Below are 17,715 nucleotides of genomic sequence, written 5' to 3' on the forward strand. Positions count from 1 at the left end.
TTCTAACCGCTCCCAAACCTGGCCTGTCCATGCGAGTGTGGCGGAGGCGGCGTGCGGACCCACCCCGTCATTGCCATCCCCGCCACCCTCTGCTTAACTGAATCTGCAAACGGACCGCACTCTCACGATGTCCCATTTGGGAAAAGGTGCTGTAGGGCAACATGAGCGAAGTCAGGACGGAATACATGAGAGAACGCGTACTGGTCACAGGTGGAGCGTCGGGAATCGGGGCAGCAATCGCTGACCGTTGTGTCGAAGAGGGGTACGAACCTGTCGTTATCGACCGCGTGGGCTCGGGCCTGAGAGCCGACCTGTCGAACAGTGAGGCCACCGCCGCGGCGCTGCAACAGGCTTTGGATGCCGGACCGATCCACCGCCTCGTCAACAACGTCGGGATGATAAGAGTTGCTTCCATCGAAACAGTCAGCCCGGAGGACCTGGAACTGACATGGTCAGTCAACGTGCGATCAGCGATTCAATGCCTGCAAGCTGTTCTTCCGGCCATGAAGGAACGCGGGTTCGGACGCGTGGTCAACATTTCTTCCCGGGCGGCCTTGGGGAAGGAGGGCCGAACAGCATATGCCTCGTCGAAGGCTGCACTGCTGGGGCTAACCAGAACCTGGGCCCTGGAACTAGGCAAACACGGCGTAACCGTCAATGCAATCGGCCCGGGACCAATCCGGACTGCGATGTTCGACGCGGCAAACCCGCCAGGCGCGCCCGGCACACGCGCGATCATCGATTCCATCCCGGTCCAGCGGATGGGAGAGCCCAAAGACATCGCCAACAGTGTGGTTCATTTCCTCGACGATCGATCCGGTTTTGTTACTGGGCAAACACTATATGTGTGCGGAGGGAAGACGGTGGGCAGTTCGGGAATCTGACGCCCCTTCCCCAGGCTCAAAATACAACAACAACGCTTTGCAGGTCGATATCCGGCCAGCAGGCTCCTACTGGAGGTCTTAATGAGGGCAGTGCGCGCAAGTAAACCGGGAGGTCCGGAAGTACTTCAAGTTGACGAGGTCCCCATTCCTGTTCCTGGACCGGGCGAAGTGCTCATCGACGTGGCTGCCGCCGGGCTCAACCGGGCAGATGCACTGCAGCGCCAAGGCAACTACAAGCTGCCTGCCGGTGCCAGCAATATCCTCGGCCTGGAAGTGTCCGGCACGATCTCAGCTCTCGGAGACGGAGTGACACAGTTTTCAGCGGGCGAAGAAGTTGTAGCACTGCTCATCGGTGGCGGCTATGCGGAGCACGTCGCAGTTCCTGCGGGCCAGGTGCTGAAAACGCCGAGCGGCATTGACCTCGTGAGCGCTGCGGCCCTGCCAGAGACAATGGCCACCGTGTATTCCAACCTCTTTATGTCTGCTCGGCTTGTTCGTGGCGAGACAGTACTGATCCATGGCGGAGCAAGCGGCATAGGAACCACCGCCATTCAGCTGGTCAAGGCATTCGGAGGCAACGTAGCCGTCACGGCCGGGTCGCAGGAAAAGCTGGACGCGGCCGCGGACCTTGGCGCCGACATCCTGATCAACTACAAAGAACAGGATTTTGTGGCCGAGGTCAAAAAAGCTACGGCCGGACGGGGCGCCGACGTCATTCTCGACGTGGTCGGTGCAAAGTACCTGTCCCGCAATATCGACGCTCTAAACTTCTCCGGCCGACTTGTCATCATCGGGCTGCAAGGCGGAAACAAGACCGAATTCGACATCCGCTTACTGATGACCAAGCGTGCCAGCGTGATCGGCACGCTGCTGCGACCGAGGCCAGTGGAAGAGAAGACGGCCATCATGACGGCTTTGGCCGAGCACGTCTGGCCGCTGGTGGCTGCAGGTACGGTGAAAGTGCCCGTAAACAAGACCTTTCCCCTTTCGGCGGTGACCGACGCCCACAGCTACTTCGACTCGGGCACGCATATCGGCAAAGTCCTGCTTACCGTCTAGCGGTACTGGACGGTCACGGGAAGAGGTTTGACGTCCAAACTCCGCGACCCGGCCGGCGAGGTGACCATCGGCCCGCCTTCATGATCACCGGCCACACCCTGGCCATCGACGGAAACTACACCATCATCCGCTAAACCCGTCCAGCCCATTCGAACTGCCACGAACCATTTTTCTTGGAGGATCTTCATGACGAGCATTCACACCGTTACAAGCGCGGCCGTTGTCGGCTCGGGCTACATGGGCGGGGGAATCGCCCAAGTTCTGGCGATGCACGGCTACAAAGTCGCGCTGGGCGACGTCGACGGCGAGACGGCCGAACGCGCACGCTTCAGGCTCGTTGAACAGGCACGGGGGTTCGAGGCCCGCGGGTTGTTTCCGGAAGGGGCCTCCGAGGTCATCGAAGGAAACCTTGCCGCTGCGGACAGCATAGAAGAAACCGTGGCCGCGGCGGACTACATCGCCGAAGCGGTTCCCGAAGAACCCGCATTGAAGGCCGGTATCCTCCGCAGGATCTCGGCGGCCGCTCCGCCCACAGCGGTCATCGCCTCTAACACCTCCGCCATCCCCATCGGAGAACTTGCCCTATCGGTGGCCGGTCCGGAGCGGTTCCTCGGCGTCCACTGGATGAATCCTGCCCCCTTCATCCCGGGGGTTGAACTCATACCCGGCCCGCACACCGCCCCCGATATCGTTGACCTCGCCGAGGAGCTCGTTCGTAGCCTGGGCAAGACACCGGCCCGGGTGGCAGACACGCCAGGATTCGTCGCCAACCGGCTCCAGTTCGCCCTCTACAAGGAAGCAGTCCGGATCGTTGACGACGGCGTCGCCACACCCGAACAGATCGACGCTGTTGTGAGCAACACATTCGGATTCCGCCTCGCCCTCTTCGGCCCCTTCGCCATCGGAGATATGGCCGGACTCGACGTTTACGAATCCGCGTACCGCACCCTCGAAAAAGAATATGGCGACCGCTTCTCCGCGCCGGAGGCGCTTTCCACGACGGTTAAGAACGGAAACCTAGGGCTGAAAAGAGGGCACGGTTTCCTAAACATCGACACCGCAGACCAAGCAGCCCTCCTGGCCTACCGAGACAACGCCTATGCACGCTTGTCACAGCTCCGTACAGACCTCGGCGAGGCCCCCGGGCTCTAACCTGTTCGGGCACAACCGCCAAACCGCCACCACCATTCCTATGGCACATCCGGTGGAACTACCGGAAGAGCGGTCCTCCCCCGCTGACATCGAATCTGCGGCGCGTAGGACTACGCAACTGGCAGTTACTGCCCTCATCATCTGTCTGGGAGTTGCCGCCTTACGCGGAACCCTGCGTTTTGGCCCGGGCCGCTCGTTCCGCCGTAGCCCTACGCACACTCCGTCAGCGGAAAGACGCGCCACTCCGGAAGCTTCCACCCAGACAGTCGACCGTCACGGTTGCGATAGCGCAAAGTTGAGCCGCCGGGGCAGGACGATCAGAGTGACGCCTGGCCTGCACCGCTTGCCTGGCCAGCGAGCGAGCATCGGTCTCGACGACGAGGCGGCAGTCTTGGCCGACCAGCTCCCAAGGCTGATAACCCAGCATGTCTGAACTGGCGTTGTTGGAGAACGCGAATAAGGACGTTCCGAGGGCACTCTTCTGAAGCTTCCGCCTTGTCAAGGAGCACCTTGATCCGGGCCCCACAGCAATTGTGCAACGGGCTGTTGCACAATGTGCCCGGCCGGGCGGCGGCGAAGGCGCGCATATTCCACTGAGAAGCTCTTTCATTTCCGGGGAATTCAGCACGCAGGTCACCACCAGCTGCCCCGTTACCCCACTCCCCCAGCCCTCAGCGTCCTGCCATTCAAGGATGTCCGGCCCGATGAACCAGTACAGCTCGATGAGGTGGGCGCATAGTTAGAACACACCCCAACCTGACGTCCGGGCGCCTGGCAAGGGTGGATGTCGCCTGTCAGCGGAGCTTCGGTCTTGTTCTGAGACAGCTGTAAAGCCGCAAGAGGTGACTTCGCCAGGCCCCTGCCGCAAGCAATTTCTATCAAGCCCGGATTCCTGGGACTATTTCGATGATTCTCGGGCTACCTCACCCCGGTTCCCGCCCCTGCAGATGCCGTGTTGCAGCGCCAAGTACATGGTGGTGGGCGTTTTGCCGCACCTGGACGGAGCCACCAGAATCACCTGCGCTTTTTGCACGCAGGCTCTGGCCGTCATCGTGTTCCATGGCGTATTCGACGGCGGCCATCCTGTCCTGGATCGGTAACGCGCTGCATTCCCCAGCCCGTGCGCCCGCCCCGGTTCCCCGCTGGCGGGGATACCCATTGCCGGCTCCAACTGCCCCACATGGGTACCGATCAGATCAACGACGATTCCCTTGCAGGTCGAGAGGATCTGCCGGATGTCGTTGCTGACTGCGGTGGAAAAGATGATTGGCTGCGGCCCCTTGGCAGCGGCGTCATCGATGGACTTCACGACGGACGTGGCTTGTTCGGCTGTGGTGATGAAGGGAACCGTGATGCGGTCAAAATGGTTGGCAGAGAACTGCGTCAGCAAGGTGTTGCCGAGGCGTTTCCGCCGTGATGCCCGTACCGTCCGAAAGGAAATAGACGGGTCGGCGATCGTCTTGGGTCATCATCGAACTCTCTATCAAATGTTCTGACCGCCTCAGCCAACTTACGGCCGGCTCCCAAAGGCTGCCCATGTGTCACCTCCGCAACACCCCTGCCGGGCGGGCCGGTGGACGTGGCCCCTGTGCAGTATCCGCTGCGCTAACCCTGTAGTTGAGGCCAAGGTGGTCGTGGGTCACCCAGACTTCAAATGATTCGCACCGTTCGTAGAGCCTTCTACGTCCAGTGTCTTCCTGAAGCCACACTATGGCTCCATCGTTCGTTACTCCATCAATGATGCCGCGCGCCAGCGTTCGTCCGTCTTTGACGATTTCCGCTGTGGCACCGTCCACAGAAGTCCAGTCGCCAACCTGCCGGCTGCTGTTGATTCTTTCGTGCAAAATCTTCCTTTCGACTCCGGAAGGGCTTAGGTGCGGTTGCGGCCAGGCTTGGTAACACTGAGTAAAGACGTAGCCTCCCCGCTGGGAGGCTACGCCTTTAGGAAATGAATTCAACCCCTGCTGCCTGCAACGTCTCTGACTCCCCCTTGCCAGGTGGGTAGTGTTGGCGCGGGAACCATCCTGCCAGCACGTCGAGTTCGGCGTACGGGAACGGCGCTGAAGCGCCCAGGGTCGGGATGACTGCTGCAGCAGTTTCCGATTATCAGGAAACGAACTCCTTCAAGACCTCGTCGTCGCTCTTCTTACGCTCCAGGATGAAGCCGTAGATCAGTGCGATCAGGAATGTGCCGAAGGGCAGTGCGACCAGGGCCCACCCTGTGGCGTTCATTTCCCATGCCGGGCTGTCCGCACCCGCGGTTCCGCTGATCAGGCCGAAACGTGCCAGCAAGAGGTACTCGGCGACGATGATGGACACCAACCCCAGCAGGGGTGCAATCAGTGTGTTCCAGAGGCGGGTGTCTGCCCGGGTTTGCCTGAAGAAACGGATGACTGCGACGCAGACAAGTCCCTGGATGAAGGTCAGCCCAAGAATGGCGGTGATTGAGAACCAGTAAAAAAGAGTCACAACCGGGTCGAGGCCTGCAAGGGCAAAGGCCACGATAGTCACCACGCCGATGAGTGTCTGAAGCACGGATGCGCGGACGGGTGTCTTATAGCGGCCGGTAACGGCGAGGCCGGAAGGCAGCAGCCCGGAGCGGCCCATGGAGTAGAAGTATCTCGCCGCGGAGTTGTGGAAGGCAAGAACGCCGGCGAACATGCTCGTAATGAGCAACCAGCTCATGACTTCCGGCAGCCAAGGTCCTACGTATTGGGCTGACACCGAGAAGAGCAGTTGGGCGGGATCAGCCAGAGGGGTCCCTTCTAGGGCTGTTACCTCAAGTGTCTTGTTGACGATATCCGAGGAGCCGGCGCCGGAGATGATCGCGAAAGACGTCAGGGCAAAGACCATGGTGATGATGATGACGGCGGCGTACGTTGCCCGGGGAACGGTCCGTTTGGGGTCGCGGGATTCCTCCCCGTAGATGGCAGTGGCTTCGAAGCCGATGAATGCCGCGAAAGCGAAGGCAAAGGCAATACCGGGTGCACCTTGGAAGATGTTGACGGGGTTGAATGATGCTGCGAAGTCCAGTCCGTCCGGGCCACCGCCCTGGAGGATGACCGCAACGCCGGTGAGGATCATCGACGCCAACTCCAGTGTGAGCAGGACGCCGAGGACTTTGGCACCGAGGTTAACGTTGAGAATGCCGAAGACCTGGACGATCCCGATGCACAGGAGGCACCAGACCCACCACGGCACGTCCAGCCCGAGGGATGCCATCTTTTGGGAGACGGTCGCACCGAGGAATCCGTAGATGGCTGTTTGGACCAGGCAGTAGGACAAAACAGAGACAAAGGCTGAGGCCACGCCCCAGGGCGCGCCCAGGCCGCGGCCGACGTAGGCAAAGAAAGCCCCGGCATGGGTTACGTGATGGCTCATGGTCGCATAGCCGACGGCGAAGAACAGCAGCATGATGCCTGCGATAAGGAACGCTCCGGGGGCGGCCGCTCCGTTGCCCAGGACGATGGTGCTTGGGACGAGGCCGGTCATGCCGGCGATGGGAGCGGCGGCTGCCACCACGAAGAAAACGATACCGGGAACTCCCATCGAGTTCCGGTGCAACTGGTTTTTCGACCCCTCCTCTGCTGGTCTCGGGGAAACCTTCAGAGCTTCTTGTGATGAAGACATAGCTAGTCCACTTCCTTGTGTCTTTTAGCGGTGATCTCGGATGTATCGGATGAGGCCAGCGGGCCTAGTCCATGACCAGAACGGCGCGGCCCTTGATGCTGCCGGCGCGAAGGAGGTCGTGTGCGTGTTGGGCTTTTTCGAACGGGATGGGCTCGACGGAGTGTTGCAGTGGATGGTTTTGGGCGAATTCCAGAAGTTCCTTGAGTTCATCCAGGCTTCCCCAGATGCTCGTGGTGAGAACGGCTTCGCTCGGCACAGCTCCGACCCCGAATTGGATGCGGCCACCCCAGAGGCCGACGACGACAATGATGCCCTGCCGGTTGATGCTGGATGCAGCAGCGGCCATGGTCGCGTCAGCTCCGACGAAGTCGATAACTGCGTCATATTTGCCGGTGAGCTCGTCCGCGCCGCAGGTGACGTCGGCGCCCAGGCTGCTGGCGGCGGTCAGTTTCTCGGCCGAGGTGTCGACAACGGTGAGCTCAGCATTCGTCAGGGTTTTGAGGAACTGGATGGCGAACTGTCCCAGACCGCCTGCTCCTATGACAATCGCCCTTGAGTTCATGCCCTGCAGGTGGGGCAGTACGCGCTTGACCGCGCGGAAGGCTGTCAGCCCACCGCAGGCCAGCGGCGCTGTGGACACCGGATCCAGGTCCCCGATGGGAACGAGGTAGTCCCGCTTGGGAACACGCATGTACTCGCTGTAGCCGCCGTCGGAGACGATGCCTGCTTCGCGGCCGTTAGGGCAGATCATCTCCAGGCCGGAAGAACACTGGCGGCACTCCGCCTGGCCGCACCCCCAGGGCGCGTAGAGGAGAACGCGTCCCAGTTCGTGGTGTTCACCCACTACTTCGTGTCCCAGAACCACCGGATAGGGTCCGCCGAAATCACCGTCCGCTACATGGAGGTCAGAGTGGCAGACGCCGCAGGCCAAAACCCGTATCACTTCCTCCCCCGGGGCGAGCGGCTCCGGGATCTCCCGCTCCACGAGTTCGAGCGGAGCGTGCGGCTTGCTGACGGCTATTGATTTCACAAGTTTTTCCGTTCATATTTGGTATACGGGATACGCTAACTGGTGATTTAGATTACAGTTAGTTCAGTCCACTGGCTAGTAGGAGACCGAGGAAATCATGAGCCACACCGTTTTGACACCGCCGTCAAGCTTGGAGGACTGCGCGAGGATCGCGCAGGAGCACGGCGTGCACACTGTTGAATGCGTCTTCACGGATACGTGGGGGATGCCGCGCGGAAAGATGCTGCCGATGGAGCAGTTCCTGAGTGGGGCAGGCTTTTCCATCGCGAACGTGGCCTTCTCCTGGGACATGCGCAGCGACATCCACCCCACGCCGTGGTCGCCGGAGGACAGTGAATATCCGGACATGCACGCCGTTCCTGACCTTTCCACATTCCGCATCGCAGGCTGGACGACCGGCATGGCGACGGTGATGTGCGACATGCGCGACCCCAAGACCCACGAGCGCATCCCGATGGACGGCCGGGGCATGGTAAAAGACACGCTCAAGGAGTTTGAGGCGCTCGGTTACCGCGTGGACATGGCCACTGAGCTGGAATTCCATCTCTTCACCAGCGACTGGAAGCCCATTTCCGACAAGTCGTACTGCTACTCCCTGGACCGCGCAAACGAACTGGAACCGGTCATCGGCGCCATCCGTGCCGCGCTCACTGCCTCCGGGATCACCGTTGAGGCCAGCAACGTCGAATACGGCCAGTCCCAGGTGGAGATCAACCTGAAATACGGCGACGCCCTCACCATGCTGGATAACACAATCCTCTTCCGTCACATCGTGCGCCTGGTGGCACGGCAGCACGGGATGAACGCCACGTTCATGGCCAAGCCCATCAATGGCGGCGCCGGCAGCGGACTCCACGTCCACCAGAGTCTCTGGAACAGCGACGGAGTGAACGTCTTCTCAACGAAGGACACCACGGACCCGGTGCACTCGGACGTCATGCGCCGCTACCTCAGTGGGCTTGTCACGCACCAGCTGGACCTGCAGGCGATCGCGCTTCCCACCGTGAATGACTACAAGCGCATTGTGGATTACTCCTTCTCCCCCACCCAGGTGTGCTGGGGCCTGGACAACCGCCTGGTGGGCGTCCGCTGCGTCACAGACGCCGGACCGGGAACGCGCCTTGAAGTGCGCTGGGCAGCTGCGGACGCAAACCCATACCTGGTCGCCCAGGGCTACCTTCAGGCCGGCCTGGATGGCCTGAAGAATGACCTGCCGCTGCAGCCCATGTCCACGGGTGATCCCCATAAGGACCCCAGCCTCCGCAGGGTAGCTCCCACCTTGTCTGATGCGGTAAACACCTTCGCCGGCAGTCCGTTCGCCAAGGCCGCATTCGGTGAGATCTTCGTGGACACGTACACGGCGATGCAGAGGGTTGAGCTGGCTGCGTTCGCTGCCCACGTCACCGACTGGGAGTTCAACCGCTACCACGACGTCCTCTGATGGAAGGAACGGACTCCAGGGCAAAGACCGTCCTGCTCATCACGCACGAACAAACGTCCTCCACCGACACCGGCATCGTAGGCCAAGCCCTGCTGGACGCCGGCCACATCATCAAAACCCACGAAGTGTTCTCCACCGGCCCCGACGGCACCCGGACAATCAACGCCAACTTTCCGCACCCCGCGGAATTTGATGCCGTCATCGCCTTCGGCTCCTTCGGCCACATCTACGAGATCACCGATGACTGGCTCACCCGAGAAATCCAGTACATCGCAATGCTGCACCAGCACGGCACCCCGTACCTGGGCATTTGCTTCGGCGCCCAACTGCTGGCCGAAAGCGTAGGCGGCCGTACTGTCCGCGCCGACAGGATGGAAGCAGGACTGATCACCTTTGAACCCGGCCACACCTGTCCGATCCCGTCCGGGCCGTGGTTCTCCTGGCACAGCGACAAAGTCGAACTCCCCGAACACGTTGAGGTGCTGGCCACCACCGACGTCGCCCCGCAGGTCTTCCGCACCGGTAGGTCCATCGGGGTGCAGTTCCACCCGGAGGCCGATGGGGAACTCATGGAGGAATGGATCAGAATCGGCGGCCACGAGTTGGAGGGCGTCCTCTCCATCGAAGACTTCCGACGCCAATGGGCCGCGCACGAGCCCGCCGCAGAACGCAACACCAAGGAGCTGCTGGACTGGTTTCTGAACTCGCCGTGACTCCTGGTCCCGGATGCCCGCCTTCAGGCTGACGGACCGAACAGACAGCTATTAACAGGTGCGCTAAGCATCCAGATTTTGAATGGACGGGAAAGTGCAGACACCACGTCGCAGACCCCTCATCGCCCTACCCGGCAGATTCTCCGACAGCGCCTCCGCACTGAGATACAAGGCAGTGGTCAACGCCCATGCACTCATCAAGGGTGTATATGACGCCGGCGGCGAGCCGGTCACCATACTTCCGGTCGCGGAGCCGGGAACGCCGGAGGACACACTCTATGAAGAAGTCGCGCAGCGGCTGGCTTTCGCCGATGCTGTACTGCTTCCCGGCGGTGCCGATATGTCCGCCTGGCGCTACGGCCAGGAAACCCACGCCGAATCCGACGCCGGGGATGACCTGCAGGACGCATTTGATCTCGCCGTTGCCCGGTACGTCGTGGAAAACAAGGTTCCCACTCTTGCCGTCTGCCGAGGAATGCAGATTTTGAACGTGTCCCTGGGCGGCGATCTGGAACAACACCTTCCCACTCCCCACATGAATCAGATCCACACAATCACCCTGGACGCCAACAGTTCTCTGATTCCATCCATCGCCCGAAACCCTCGGGTTTCCTGCTACCACCACCAGGCGGTGAGGAATCTCGGCAAAGGGCTGGTAGCCACTGCCTGGGCTGAAGACGGCACAGTTGAAGCACTGGAACTCCAGGACGCGGAATTCTGGATCCACGGGGTGCAGTGGCACCCCGAGGACACGGTCGCTTCCGACCTTGCCCAACAGGCGCTCCTCAAGGAATTCATCGCAAACATCCCCGTGGATTAGTCCCGGGACCCAAACCAACATCACAAAAGGTTGCCGAGGCGGAACGACCACCACCAGCATTTCGTATACGGTATACGCTAGATGGGCGGCCGTGGTCGGACTAGCCAGCACTACCAAGGAGACAGATTATGAGCCAAACCCACGTGCACACCCACGACGCTCTATCAGACCTCGCTTTCGAGGACGGAGTGCCCTACGAGTACTTCGATCAGGCCAGGCGGGAAGACCCGGTCCGCTGGGTTGAGGAAGAAGACGGCCCTGGCTACTGGTCCGTCACCCGCTATTCGGACGTCGTCGCTGTTACGCGGAACTTCCAGCAGTTCTCGTCCGAGACCGGTGGAACCACGCGAGAAGACATCGAACATGATGACCTGCTGGCACGGCAGACCCTCATCGACACGGATCCGCCGCTGCACACAGCAATGAGGCGCGTCCTTTCCGCCCGTTTCACCCCCGGCACCGTCCACAAGGAATGGGTCGGCTTCGTCGAGGAACTGGTGGAAAAGACGCTGGACCAGGCATTCACCCGACCCAGCTTCGACTGGGTAGCCGACGTCGCTGCCGTCATCCCCATGATCGTTCTTGGCGAGCTGCTGGGGGTCCCGACCGAGGACCGTGCCTACCTCAAGGCACTTGGCGACGAAATGATTGCCGGAGCTGACCCTGACCACGCTCCCCGCACCGCTGACTCCCCCGAAAGCGTCAAGGAAAACAGCGGCTACCCGTTCTCCAGCCCCGCAGGAAGGGACATTTGGAAGTATGCAGATGCCCTGCGTGACCGCAGGAACGGGAACCTGGGTCATGACGTGTTTTCACTGCTCATGACCGGAAACATCAACGGACGCAAGCTCACCACCCGCGAGCTTGATAACTTCTTCTCCCTCCTGGTGGTGGCCGGCAACGAGACAACGCGCATGGCCCTGTCCCATGGCCTCCTGGCCTTCGCCCAGAACCCCGACCAGTTCCGCCGGCTCAAGGAAGACCCTTCCCTGCTGAACACTGCCGTGGAGGAAGTGCTCCGCTGGGCTACACCCATCCACCACTTCCGCCGGACCGCGCTGGTTGACACCAAAATCGGCGAAACACCGATCAAGGCTGGAGACAAGGTCCTCATCTGGTACGCGTCCGCGAACCGGGACGAAACCGTCTTCGACGCACCCTACTCCTTTGATATTGCGCGCAAGCCCAATCCCCACGTGGCCTTCGGTGGCGGCGGCCCCCACATCTGCCTGGGCAACAGCCTGGCGCGCCTGGAACTGCAGATTGTTTTCCGCGAACTGGCCAAGCGGGTAGAAACCATCGAAATTGACGGACCCGTGCACCGGCTTCGCTCCAACCTCACGCACGGCATCAAGGAACTGCCGGTCCGTCTGACGTACGCCGCCTGATTCCACCACTTACATGCCAGACAAGGGAAAGCCATGACATACGACGCAGTGATTTCGGAAACCTCGCATGAGGTTTCACTTGCCACCCAAGCCTTCATCCAACGGACCCAAGGGCTTCGGATCGGCACCGACACGGAGCGGGAAGCCAAATCGGGGGCCACGTTCCAGTCCATCAACCCCGCCACCGAGAACGTTCTTGGTTCCATCGCTTCCGGCTCAGCAGAGGACGTCGACTCCGCCGTTGCCGCCGCCAGCGCCGCCCTGTCCTCCAGTGACTGGGGCACAGCGAGCCCTGCCACCCGCGCCCAGTACCTGTTCGATCTGGCTGACGCGGTCGATGCCAACCGTGAGCAGCTTGCCGAACTGGAAACACTGGATATGGGCAAACCGATCTCCCAGGCACTTGACGACGTCGGAGGCGTGGCGGCCGTCTTCCGGTACTACGGCGGCTGGCCCACGAAGCTCGAGGGCTCCATCAACCCCGTCCGGCAGCCCTATTTCGGCATGACCCAAATAGAGCCTCTGGGTGTCTGCGGCGCCATCACGCCCTGGAACTTCCCGCTCGTAATGGCCTCGCACAAGATCGGCCCCGCTCTGGCAGGCGGCAACACGATGGTCATCAAACCCGCCGAGGTCAGCAGCTACTCAACGTTGCTTTTGGCCGATCTCGCCCGCCAGGTGGGCCTGCCCCCGGGAGTGCTCAACGTCGTCACCGGGCCCGGGCGCACGGTGGGACAGGCGATCGTTGACCACCCCGACGTCGTAAAGATCTCCTTTACCGGGTCCACTCCCGTTGGCCGGCGCATACTCGAGGCGGGCAGCCGGCAGATGAAGAAGGTCAGCGTGGAGCTGGGCGGAAAGAGCGCCAACATCGTCTTCCCTGACGCCGACATCCAGGCCGCCGCCAAAGGCTCCGCCGAAGCCATGTGGGAAAACGCCGGCCAGGTATGTGTCGCCCCCACCAGAATGTTTGTCCACGAGGACGTCTACGACGAACTCGTCGAAGCGCTGTCCCGCGAAACCCAGGCCCTGCGAATCGGTGACCCGCTCCGTCCGGACACAGAAGTGGGCCCACTGGTCTCCAAGGACCAATACGTCTCAGTCCAGGAGTACATCGACATCGCACGTTCCGAAGGGGCACGCCTCAGCGTTGGAGGGCGCGCCCTGGACCAGGCAGGATACTTCGTTGAGCCGACCATCTTCACTGACGTCCGCAATGACATGCGCATCGCCCAGGAAGAGGTTTTCGGACCGGTACTTTCCGTGCTTCGTTTCCGCACAGAAGAGGAAGCCATCAGGCTCGCGAACGATTCAGCATACGACCTGGCGGCCGCCGTATGGACCCGTGACGTCGCCAGAGCACTGCGCATGAGCAAGGCACTTAAGGCCGGAACGGTATGGGTGAACACGCACGGCCGGCTCGATCCCGCCCAGAGCTTCGGGGGCTACAGCAAGTCCGGCAACAGCCGTGAACTTGGCCGCGAGAGCGTACTGTCCTACACCCGGTCCAAGGCAGTCATGATCGACATGTCCGCCTGAACCACGCGGTGCGGTGCAGCCCGCCCCTTCTAGGGGGCGGGCTGTTCGCCGTGGTCCACGTGCAGTCCGCGGCCGGCATGGATGTGCTCGAAAGCGACCTTGCGCGCCAGCTCGGGGTCCCCGGACTCGGCAGCCTCCACGATGGGCCGGTGCATCTCCGGGAAGTCAACAGCAGTACGGCTTTCCAGGATATCGGCCCACACGTGGGTGGCCATGGCCGTCTGCCAGATGACATCGAACATGCTCAGGAGGTACTCGTTGTCCAGAGCCTCCACAGTGCAGCGGTGAATGGCCTTGTTGACCAGGAAGACCTCCATGGCCGTGGTCTGCGGGGCCGATACCAGCTCCTCGTACGTGGACCTCACGTACTGAGCGGCCGCGCCGCCCAGGCGTGCAACCTCCGCAAGAGCGAACGGCTCAATGGCTCCCCGGGCAGCATACTGCTTATCCAGCTCGACATCAGTGAGCTTACGAACAATGTAGCCACGGCGACCGCCGGGTTCGATCACGCGCTCCATCTCAAGACGATGCAAGGCTTCCCGCACGGGTGTCCGGCTGATGCCCATTTGCGCTGCCAGATCATCCATCAGCAGCCTGGCGCCGGGACCCAGATCATGTGTCAGGATGCCCTCGGCAATCTGCGCATACGCGGCATCAGCAAGCGTCTCCCGAGCGAACTCAATCTTCTTCATGGTGTCCCGCCACTTTCTGTTTTTCCCAGCCTACCGGCTATTGGCTTACATCGGATTTGCGTATACCGTATACCTTATTCATTCATTTGAAATCCTTTCTCTTATCCGGGTCGGACCGAAGAAGCGTCACGAACCACCCAGGAAGACCAAACTCACGAAGGAGGCGGCCCCATGACCGCACAGATCACCGTCGGCGGCCCTGAGCTCACCCAGGAGCGCAGGATCATCACTGAGATCCCGGGCCCCCGCTCGCGCGAAATTCTTGAGCGCAAGGCATCCGCAGTCGCCCGGTCCGTTGGCCACACCCTGCCCATCATCGCCGATGCAGCAGGCGGCGGAACGCTCCTGGACGTGGACGGCAACTCGTTCATTGACCTGGGCTCGGGTATCGCCGTTACCAGCGTCGGCAACTCCAATCCCCGTGTGGTCCGCGCAGTTCGTGATCAGCTGGATCGATTCACGCACACGGCCTTCACCGTGGTGCCCTACGAGAGCTACATTGCCGTGGCGGAGAAGCTGAACGAGATCACGCCTGGAAGCTTCGCCAAGCGCACCGCCCTCTTCAACTCAGGTTCGGAGGCCGTGGAGAACGCCGTCAAGGTCGCCCGGCGCGCGACCGGCCGCCAGGCCATCGTGGCCTTCGAGCACTCCTTCCATGGCCGCACAAACCTTGCCATGGCCCTCACCGCAAAGAGCGCGCCCTACAAGCAGGGTTTCGGCCCGTTCGCCCCGGAAATCTACCGGGTTCCAGCCTCCTACCCCTACCGTGACGGTGGCCTCACCGGGCCCGAAGCTGCCCGCCAGACGATCGAACAAATCGAAAACGAGCTCGGGGCCGAATCCGTGGCAGGCATCATCATTGAGCCGATTCAGGGCGAGGGCGGCTTCATCGTTCCCGCAGAGGGCTTCCTGTCGACCCTGAAGGAATGGACAGAACGCAACGGCATTGTCTTCATCGCCGACGAGATTCAGTCCGGCTTCGCCCGTACGGGCAAATGGTTCGCCGTTGACCATGAAGGAGTTGCCCCTGACCTCATCACCATGGCCAAGGGCATCGCCGGGGGATTACCCCTGTCGGCACTGACGGGACGGGCGGAGCTGATGGACGCCGCCCAGGTTGGGGGCCTTGGAGGCACCTACAGCGGCAACCCCATCGCCTGCGCCGCAGCCCTCGCGGCTCTGGAAGCCTACGAGGAGGACGGACTCCTCGACCGCGCACAGCAGATCGGGACCATCCTCACCCGCCGCTTCACCGAACTGCAGGAAACAGATCCCCGCATCGGCCAGGTGCGCGGACGCGGAGCGATGTTCGCCATCGAGCTCGTCGACCCGGAGACCCTGAACCCGGATCCGGCACTGACTGCACTTGTCGTGAAGCACGCCCACGAAAACGGAGTCATCCTCCTCGCCTGCGGCACCTACGGCAATGTCATCCGGTTCCTCCCCCCGCTGTCGATTGACAATCAGCTGCTTGAGGAAGGCATCGGAGTCGTCGTGGAGGGACTGGCCCGTTTATGAACCACCCCAGGAATCAGCGGACACCACAGGCTGGTCACTCCGCTCAGCAAAGGATGAAACAGCGATGACAGCACAAAGCAGTGATCTGGTCACACGCCCCGAGGACCGCGACGGGCTGACGCACTACGACCACTACATCGGAGGCACCTTTACGCCCCCCGAAAACGGCGAGTACTTCGACACCGTTAACCCGTACACCGGAGAAGTCTGGGCCAAAGTTGCTCACGGCGGCCCCGCAGACGTAGCCCGCGCAGTAGCTGCGGCCACAGAGGCGTTCAAGAGCTGGGGCAGGACCAAGCCCCAGTACCGCGGCAAGCTTCTCATGGATCTTGCCGATCTCATCGAGGCCAACAGCGCCCACCTTGCCCGGATTGAGGTAAGCGACAACGGCAAGCTGTACGCCGAAATGTCCGCCCAAACCCGGTACATGGCCGGGTGGTACCGCTACTACGGCGGCCTGGCAGACAAGATCGAGGGTGCAGTCATCCCCAGTGACAAACCGAACATCCTCAACTACACCCGGCTTGAGCCCCTCGGGCCGATCGCAATGATCACGCCCTGGAACTCTCCTTTGCTCCTGCTGGCATGGAAACTGCCGGCGGCTCTGGCAGCAGGCAACACGGTCGTCATCAAGCCCTCGGAGTTCACCTCGACCTCGACCCTGGAATTCATGAAGCTTTTTGAGGAGGCAGGGTTCCCGCCCGGCGTCGTCAACACCGTCACCGGTTTCGGCCAGGAGGTGGGCGCCCCGCTCGTCAGCCATCCGGACATCGCCAAGGTGGCTTTCACAGGTTCCGAGATGGCCGGGCAGAAGATCTACGAGAACGCCGCGAGCCAGTTCAAGCACGTCTCCCTCGAATTGGGCGGCAAGTCCCCGAATATCGTTTTCGAGGACGCCGACCTGGACGCCGCCGCCACCGGTGTAATTTCCGGGATCTTCGCCGCAACCGGCCAGACCTGCATCGCCGGATCACGCCTGCTGGTCCAGCGCTCCATTCACGACGAGTTCGTCCAGCGGGTTGTGGCGCTGGCCGAACAAGCCAATATCGGTGACCCCATGCTGCCCGGCACGCACGTCGGACCGATAACGACCCGGCTGCAGTTCGAGAAGGTGCTCGACTACATCGATATCGCCCAGCGCGAGGGGGCAAAGTGCGTCCTCGGAGGCGCGGGCTACACCGGGGAAGGCGCATCCGGCGGGCAGTTCGTCCAGCCAACGATCTTTACCAACGTCCGCAACGAGATGCGCATCGCCCAGGAAGAAGTCTTCGGGCCCGTCCTGGCCGTCATCCCGTTCGAGGACGAAGACGACGCCCTGGCTATCGCTAACGACATCAACTACGGCCTGGCCGCCGGAGTCTGGACACGCGACATCGGCAGGGCGGTGCGTATGTCGGAAAACCTGCAGGCCGGCACAGTATGGGTCAACACCTACCGCGCCGTCAGCTTCACGTCCCCCTTCGGCGGATACAAGCGCAGCGGCCTCGGCCGGGAAAGCGGAATCGACGCCATCAAGGAATACCTTCAGGTCAAGTCCGTCTGGATCTCCACAGCACCGGACACGTCAAACCCCTTCATCATCAAATAGGTCTTACAGCAGAAAGGTCCCCGGGAGTCCTCCCGGGGACCTTTTTGCTGCCCAGGCTTAACCGCAAGTTACCAGCACACGACAAGACGCACCCAGAGCACGTGAAGCCCCCAGATCCCGAAGCCCGTCCCCAAGGCGGCTGTCCGGTTTCAAGGCAGGGCTCGTTTCCCTGCGGGTGCGAGCCGAAAGACCAGGCAACGGGACCCTACAGACTGGGGCGCCGAAAGTACAGGGGCGCCGAGGAAAGCAAACCCCAGGTAG

Annotated in this window: 15 protein-coding genes; 10 read left to right on the forward strand and 5 right to left on the reverse strand. The window is 61.7% G+C overall.

Annotation, left to right across the window (positions count from 1 at the left end):
* Window positions 1-185 precede the first annotated feature (185 nt).
* Together M1E01_RS18935 and M1E01_RS18940 are read left to right on the forward strand one after the other, a co-directional pair.
* Window positions 186-884: an SDR family NAD(P)-dependent oxidoreductase gene (locus M1E01_RS18935; RefSeq protein ID WP_457973052.1), complete on the forward strand. Its 699-nt coding sequence runs from the start codon at window positions 186-188 to the stop codon at window positions 882-884.
* 81 nt (window positions 885-965) lie between these two features.
* Window positions 966-1,943 (forward strand): NAD(P)H-quinone oxidoreductase, encoded by a 978-nt coding sequence (locus M1E01_RS18940; protein ID WP_457973053.1) that lies wholly within the window; start codon window positions 966-968, stop codon window positions 1,941-1,943.
* Here M1E01_RS18940 and M1E01_RS18945 read toward each other — a convergent pair.
* Window positions 1,940-2,131, reverse strand: a complete 192-nt coding sequence (locus tag M1E01_RS18945) for a hypothetical protein (protein ID WP_457973054.1) — start codon at window positions 2,129-2,131, stop codon at window positions 1,940-1,942. The genes M1E01_RS18940 and M1E01_RS18945 overlap by 4 nt on opposite strands.
* On the opposite strand from M1E01_RS18945, the gene M1E01_RS18950 reads away from it, so the two are divergent.
* Window positions 2,130-3,095 carry a 3-hydroxyacyl-CoA dehydrogenase family protein gene (locus tag M1E01_RS18950; protein WP_457973055.1) on the forward strand — a complete coding sequence of 322 codons (966 nt, stop codon included), beginning with the start codon at window positions 2,130-2,132 and terminating at the stop codon, window positions 3,093-3,095. The genes M1E01_RS18945 and M1E01_RS18950 overlap by 2 nt on opposite strands.
* A gap of 898 nt (window positions 3,096-3,993) precedes the next feature.
* On the opposite strand, the gene M1E01_RS18955 is transcribed toward M1E01_RS18950, so the two are convergent.
* The 3 genes from M1E01_RS18955 to M1E01_RS18965 form a co-directional block, all read right to left on the reverse strand.
* Complete coding sequence (locus M1E01_RS18955; RefSeq protein ID WP_457973056.1) at window positions 3,994-4,485, reverse strand: kinase/pyrophosphorylase; 492 nt, start codon at window positions 4,483-4,485, stop codon at window positions 3,994-3,996.
* A 716-nt stretch (window positions 4,486-5,201) separates the two neighbouring features.
* Window positions 5,202-6,725 carry an APC family permease gene (locus tag M1E01_RS18960; protein WP_457973057.1) on the reverse strand — a complete coding sequence of 508 codons (1,524 nt, stop codon included), beginning with the start codon at window positions 6,723-6,725 and terminating at the stop codon, window positions 5,202-5,204.
* A 64-nt stretch (window positions 6,726-6,789) separates the two neighbouring features.
* Window positions 6,790-7,755, reverse strand: coding sequence for an alcohol dehydrogenase catalytic domain-containing protein (locus tag M1E01_RS18965; protein WP_457973058.1), 966 nt, complete (start codon window positions 7,753-7,755; stop codon window positions 6,790-6,792).
* Between the two features lie 97 nt (window positions 7,756-7,852).
* Here M1E01_RS18965 and M1E01_RS18970 point away from each other — a divergent pair, with 97 nt between their 5' ends.
* The 5 genes from M1E01_RS18970 to M1E01_RS18990 all read left to right on the forward strand — a co-directional run bounded on the left by M1E01_RS18970 (window position 7,853) and on the right by M1E01_RS18990 (window position 13,656).
* A complete protein-coding gene (locus tag M1E01_RS18970) occupies window positions 7,853-9,196 on the forward strand; it encodes a glutamine synthetase family protein (RefSeq protein ID WP_457973059.1) in 1,344 nt (447 codons plus the stop codon).
* On the forward strand, window positions 9,196-9,909 hold the full coding sequence (locus M1E01_RS18975; protein ID WP_457973060.1) for a type 1 glutamine amidotransferase: 714 nt from the start codon (window positions 9,196-9,198) through the stop codon (window positions 9,907-9,909). The genes M1E01_RS18970 and M1E01_RS18975 overlap by 1 nt, the downstream gene beginning before the upstream one ends.
* A 94-nt stretch (window positions 9,910-10,003) precedes the next feature.
* Window positions 10,004-10,729, forward strand: coding sequence for a gamma-glutamyl-gamma-aminobutyrate hydrolase family protein (locus M1E01_RS18980; protein ID WP_457973061.1), 726 nt, complete (start codon window positions 10,004-10,006; stop codon window positions 10,727-10,729).
* A 128-nt stretch (window positions 10,730-10,857) separates the two neighbouring features.
* On the forward strand, window positions 10,858-12,117 hold the full coding sequence (locus M1E01_RS18985) for a cytochrome P450 (RefSeq protein WP_457973062.1): 1,260 nt from the start codon (window positions 10,858-10,860) through the stop codon (window positions 12,115-12,117).
* A 33-nt stretch (window positions 12,118-12,150) separates the two neighbouring features.
* A complete protein-coding gene (locus tag M1E01_RS18990) occupies window positions 12,151-13,656 on the forward strand; it encodes an aldehyde dehydrogenase family protein (RefSeq protein WP_457973063.1) in 1,506 nt (501 codons plus the stop codon).
* A gap of 29 nt (window positions 13,657-13,685) precedes the next feature.
* Here M1E01_RS18990 and M1E01_RS18995 read toward each other — a convergent pair whose 3' ends face one another.
* Entirely contained in the window at window positions 13,686-14,348 is a 663-nt protein-coding gene (locus M1E01_RS18995) for a GntR family transcriptional regulator (protein ID WP_457973064.1), read from the reverse strand.
* Window positions 14,349-14,519: 171 nt separating this feature from the next.
* On the opposite strand from M1E01_RS18995, the gene gabT reads away from it, so the two are divergent.
* Both gabT and M1E01_RS19005 read left to right on the forward strand, forming a co-directional pair.
* A complete protein-coding gene (gabT, locus tag M1E01_RS19000; RefSeq protein WP_457973065.1) occupies window positions 14,520-15,866 on the forward strand; it encodes a 4-aminobutyrate--2-oxoglutarate transaminase in 1,347 nt (448 codons plus the stop codon).
* 64 nt (window positions 15,867-15,930) lie between these two features.
* The gene (locus tag M1E01_RS19005; protein ID WP_457973066.1) at window positions 15,931-17,454 is read left to right on the forward strand and encodes an aldehyde dehydrogenase; all 1,524 of its coding nucleotides are present in this window, start codon (window positions 15,931-15,933) and stop codon (window positions 17,452-17,454) included.
* Window positions 17,455-17,715 lie beyond the last annotated feature (261 nt).

It is taken from the genome of Arthrobacter sp. D1-17, from assembly GCF_054130535.1.

What these genes read in the sequence shown, in the direction of transcription:
- M1E01_RS18935 (WP_457973052.1), top strand. Translation starts at nt 186, where the DNA reads ATGAGAGAACGCGTACTGGTCACAGGTGGAGCGTCGGGAATCGGGGCA.
- M1E01_RS18940 (WP_457973053.1), top strand. Translation starts at nt 966, where the DNA reads ATGAGGGCAGTGCGCGCAAGTAAACCGGGAGGTCCGGAAGTACTTCAA.
- M1E01_RS18950 (WP_457973055.1), top strand. Translation starts at nt 2,130, where the DNA reads ATGACGAGCATTCACACCGTTACAAGCGCGGCCGTTGTCGGCTCGGGC.
- M1E01_RS18945 (WP_457973054.1), bottom strand. Translation starts at nt 2,131, where the DNA reads ATGAAGATCCTCCAAGAAAAATGGTTCGTGGCAGTTCGAATGGGCTGG.
- M1E01_RS18960 (WP_457973057.1), bottom strand. Translation starts at nt 6,725, where the DNA reads ATGTCTTCATCACAAGAAGCTCTGAAGGTTTCCCCGAGACCAGCAGAG.
- M1E01_RS18970 (WP_457973059.1), top strand. Translation starts at nt 7,853, where the DNA reads ATGAGCCACACCGTTTTGACACCGCCGTCAAGCTTGGAGGACTGCGCG.
- M1E01_RS18975 (WP_457973060.1), top strand. Translation starts at nt 9,196, where the DNA reads ATGGAAGGAACGGACTCCAGGGCAAAGACCGTCCTGCTCATCACGCAC.
- M1E01_RS18985 (WP_457973062.1), top strand. Translation starts at nt 10,858, where the DNA reads ATGAGCCAAACCCACGTGCACACCCACGACGCTCTATCAGACCTCGCT.
- M1E01_RS18990 (WP_457973063.1), top strand. Translation starts at nt 12,151, where the DNA reads ATGACATACGACGCAGTGATTTCGGAAACCTCGCATGAGGTTTCACTT.
- M1E01_RS18995 (WP_457973064.1), bottom strand. Translation starts at nt 14,348, where the DNA reads ATGAAGAAGATTGAGTTCGCTCGGGAGACGCTTGCTGATGCCGCGTAT.
- gabT (WP_457973065.1), top strand. Translation starts at nt 14,520, where the DNA reads ATGACCGCACAGATCACCGTCGGCGGCCCTGAGCTCACCCAGGAGCGC.
- M1E01_RS19005 (WP_457973066.1), top strand. Translation starts at nt 15,931, where the DNA reads ATGACAGCACAAAGCAGTGATCTGGTCACACGCCCCGAGGACCGCGAC.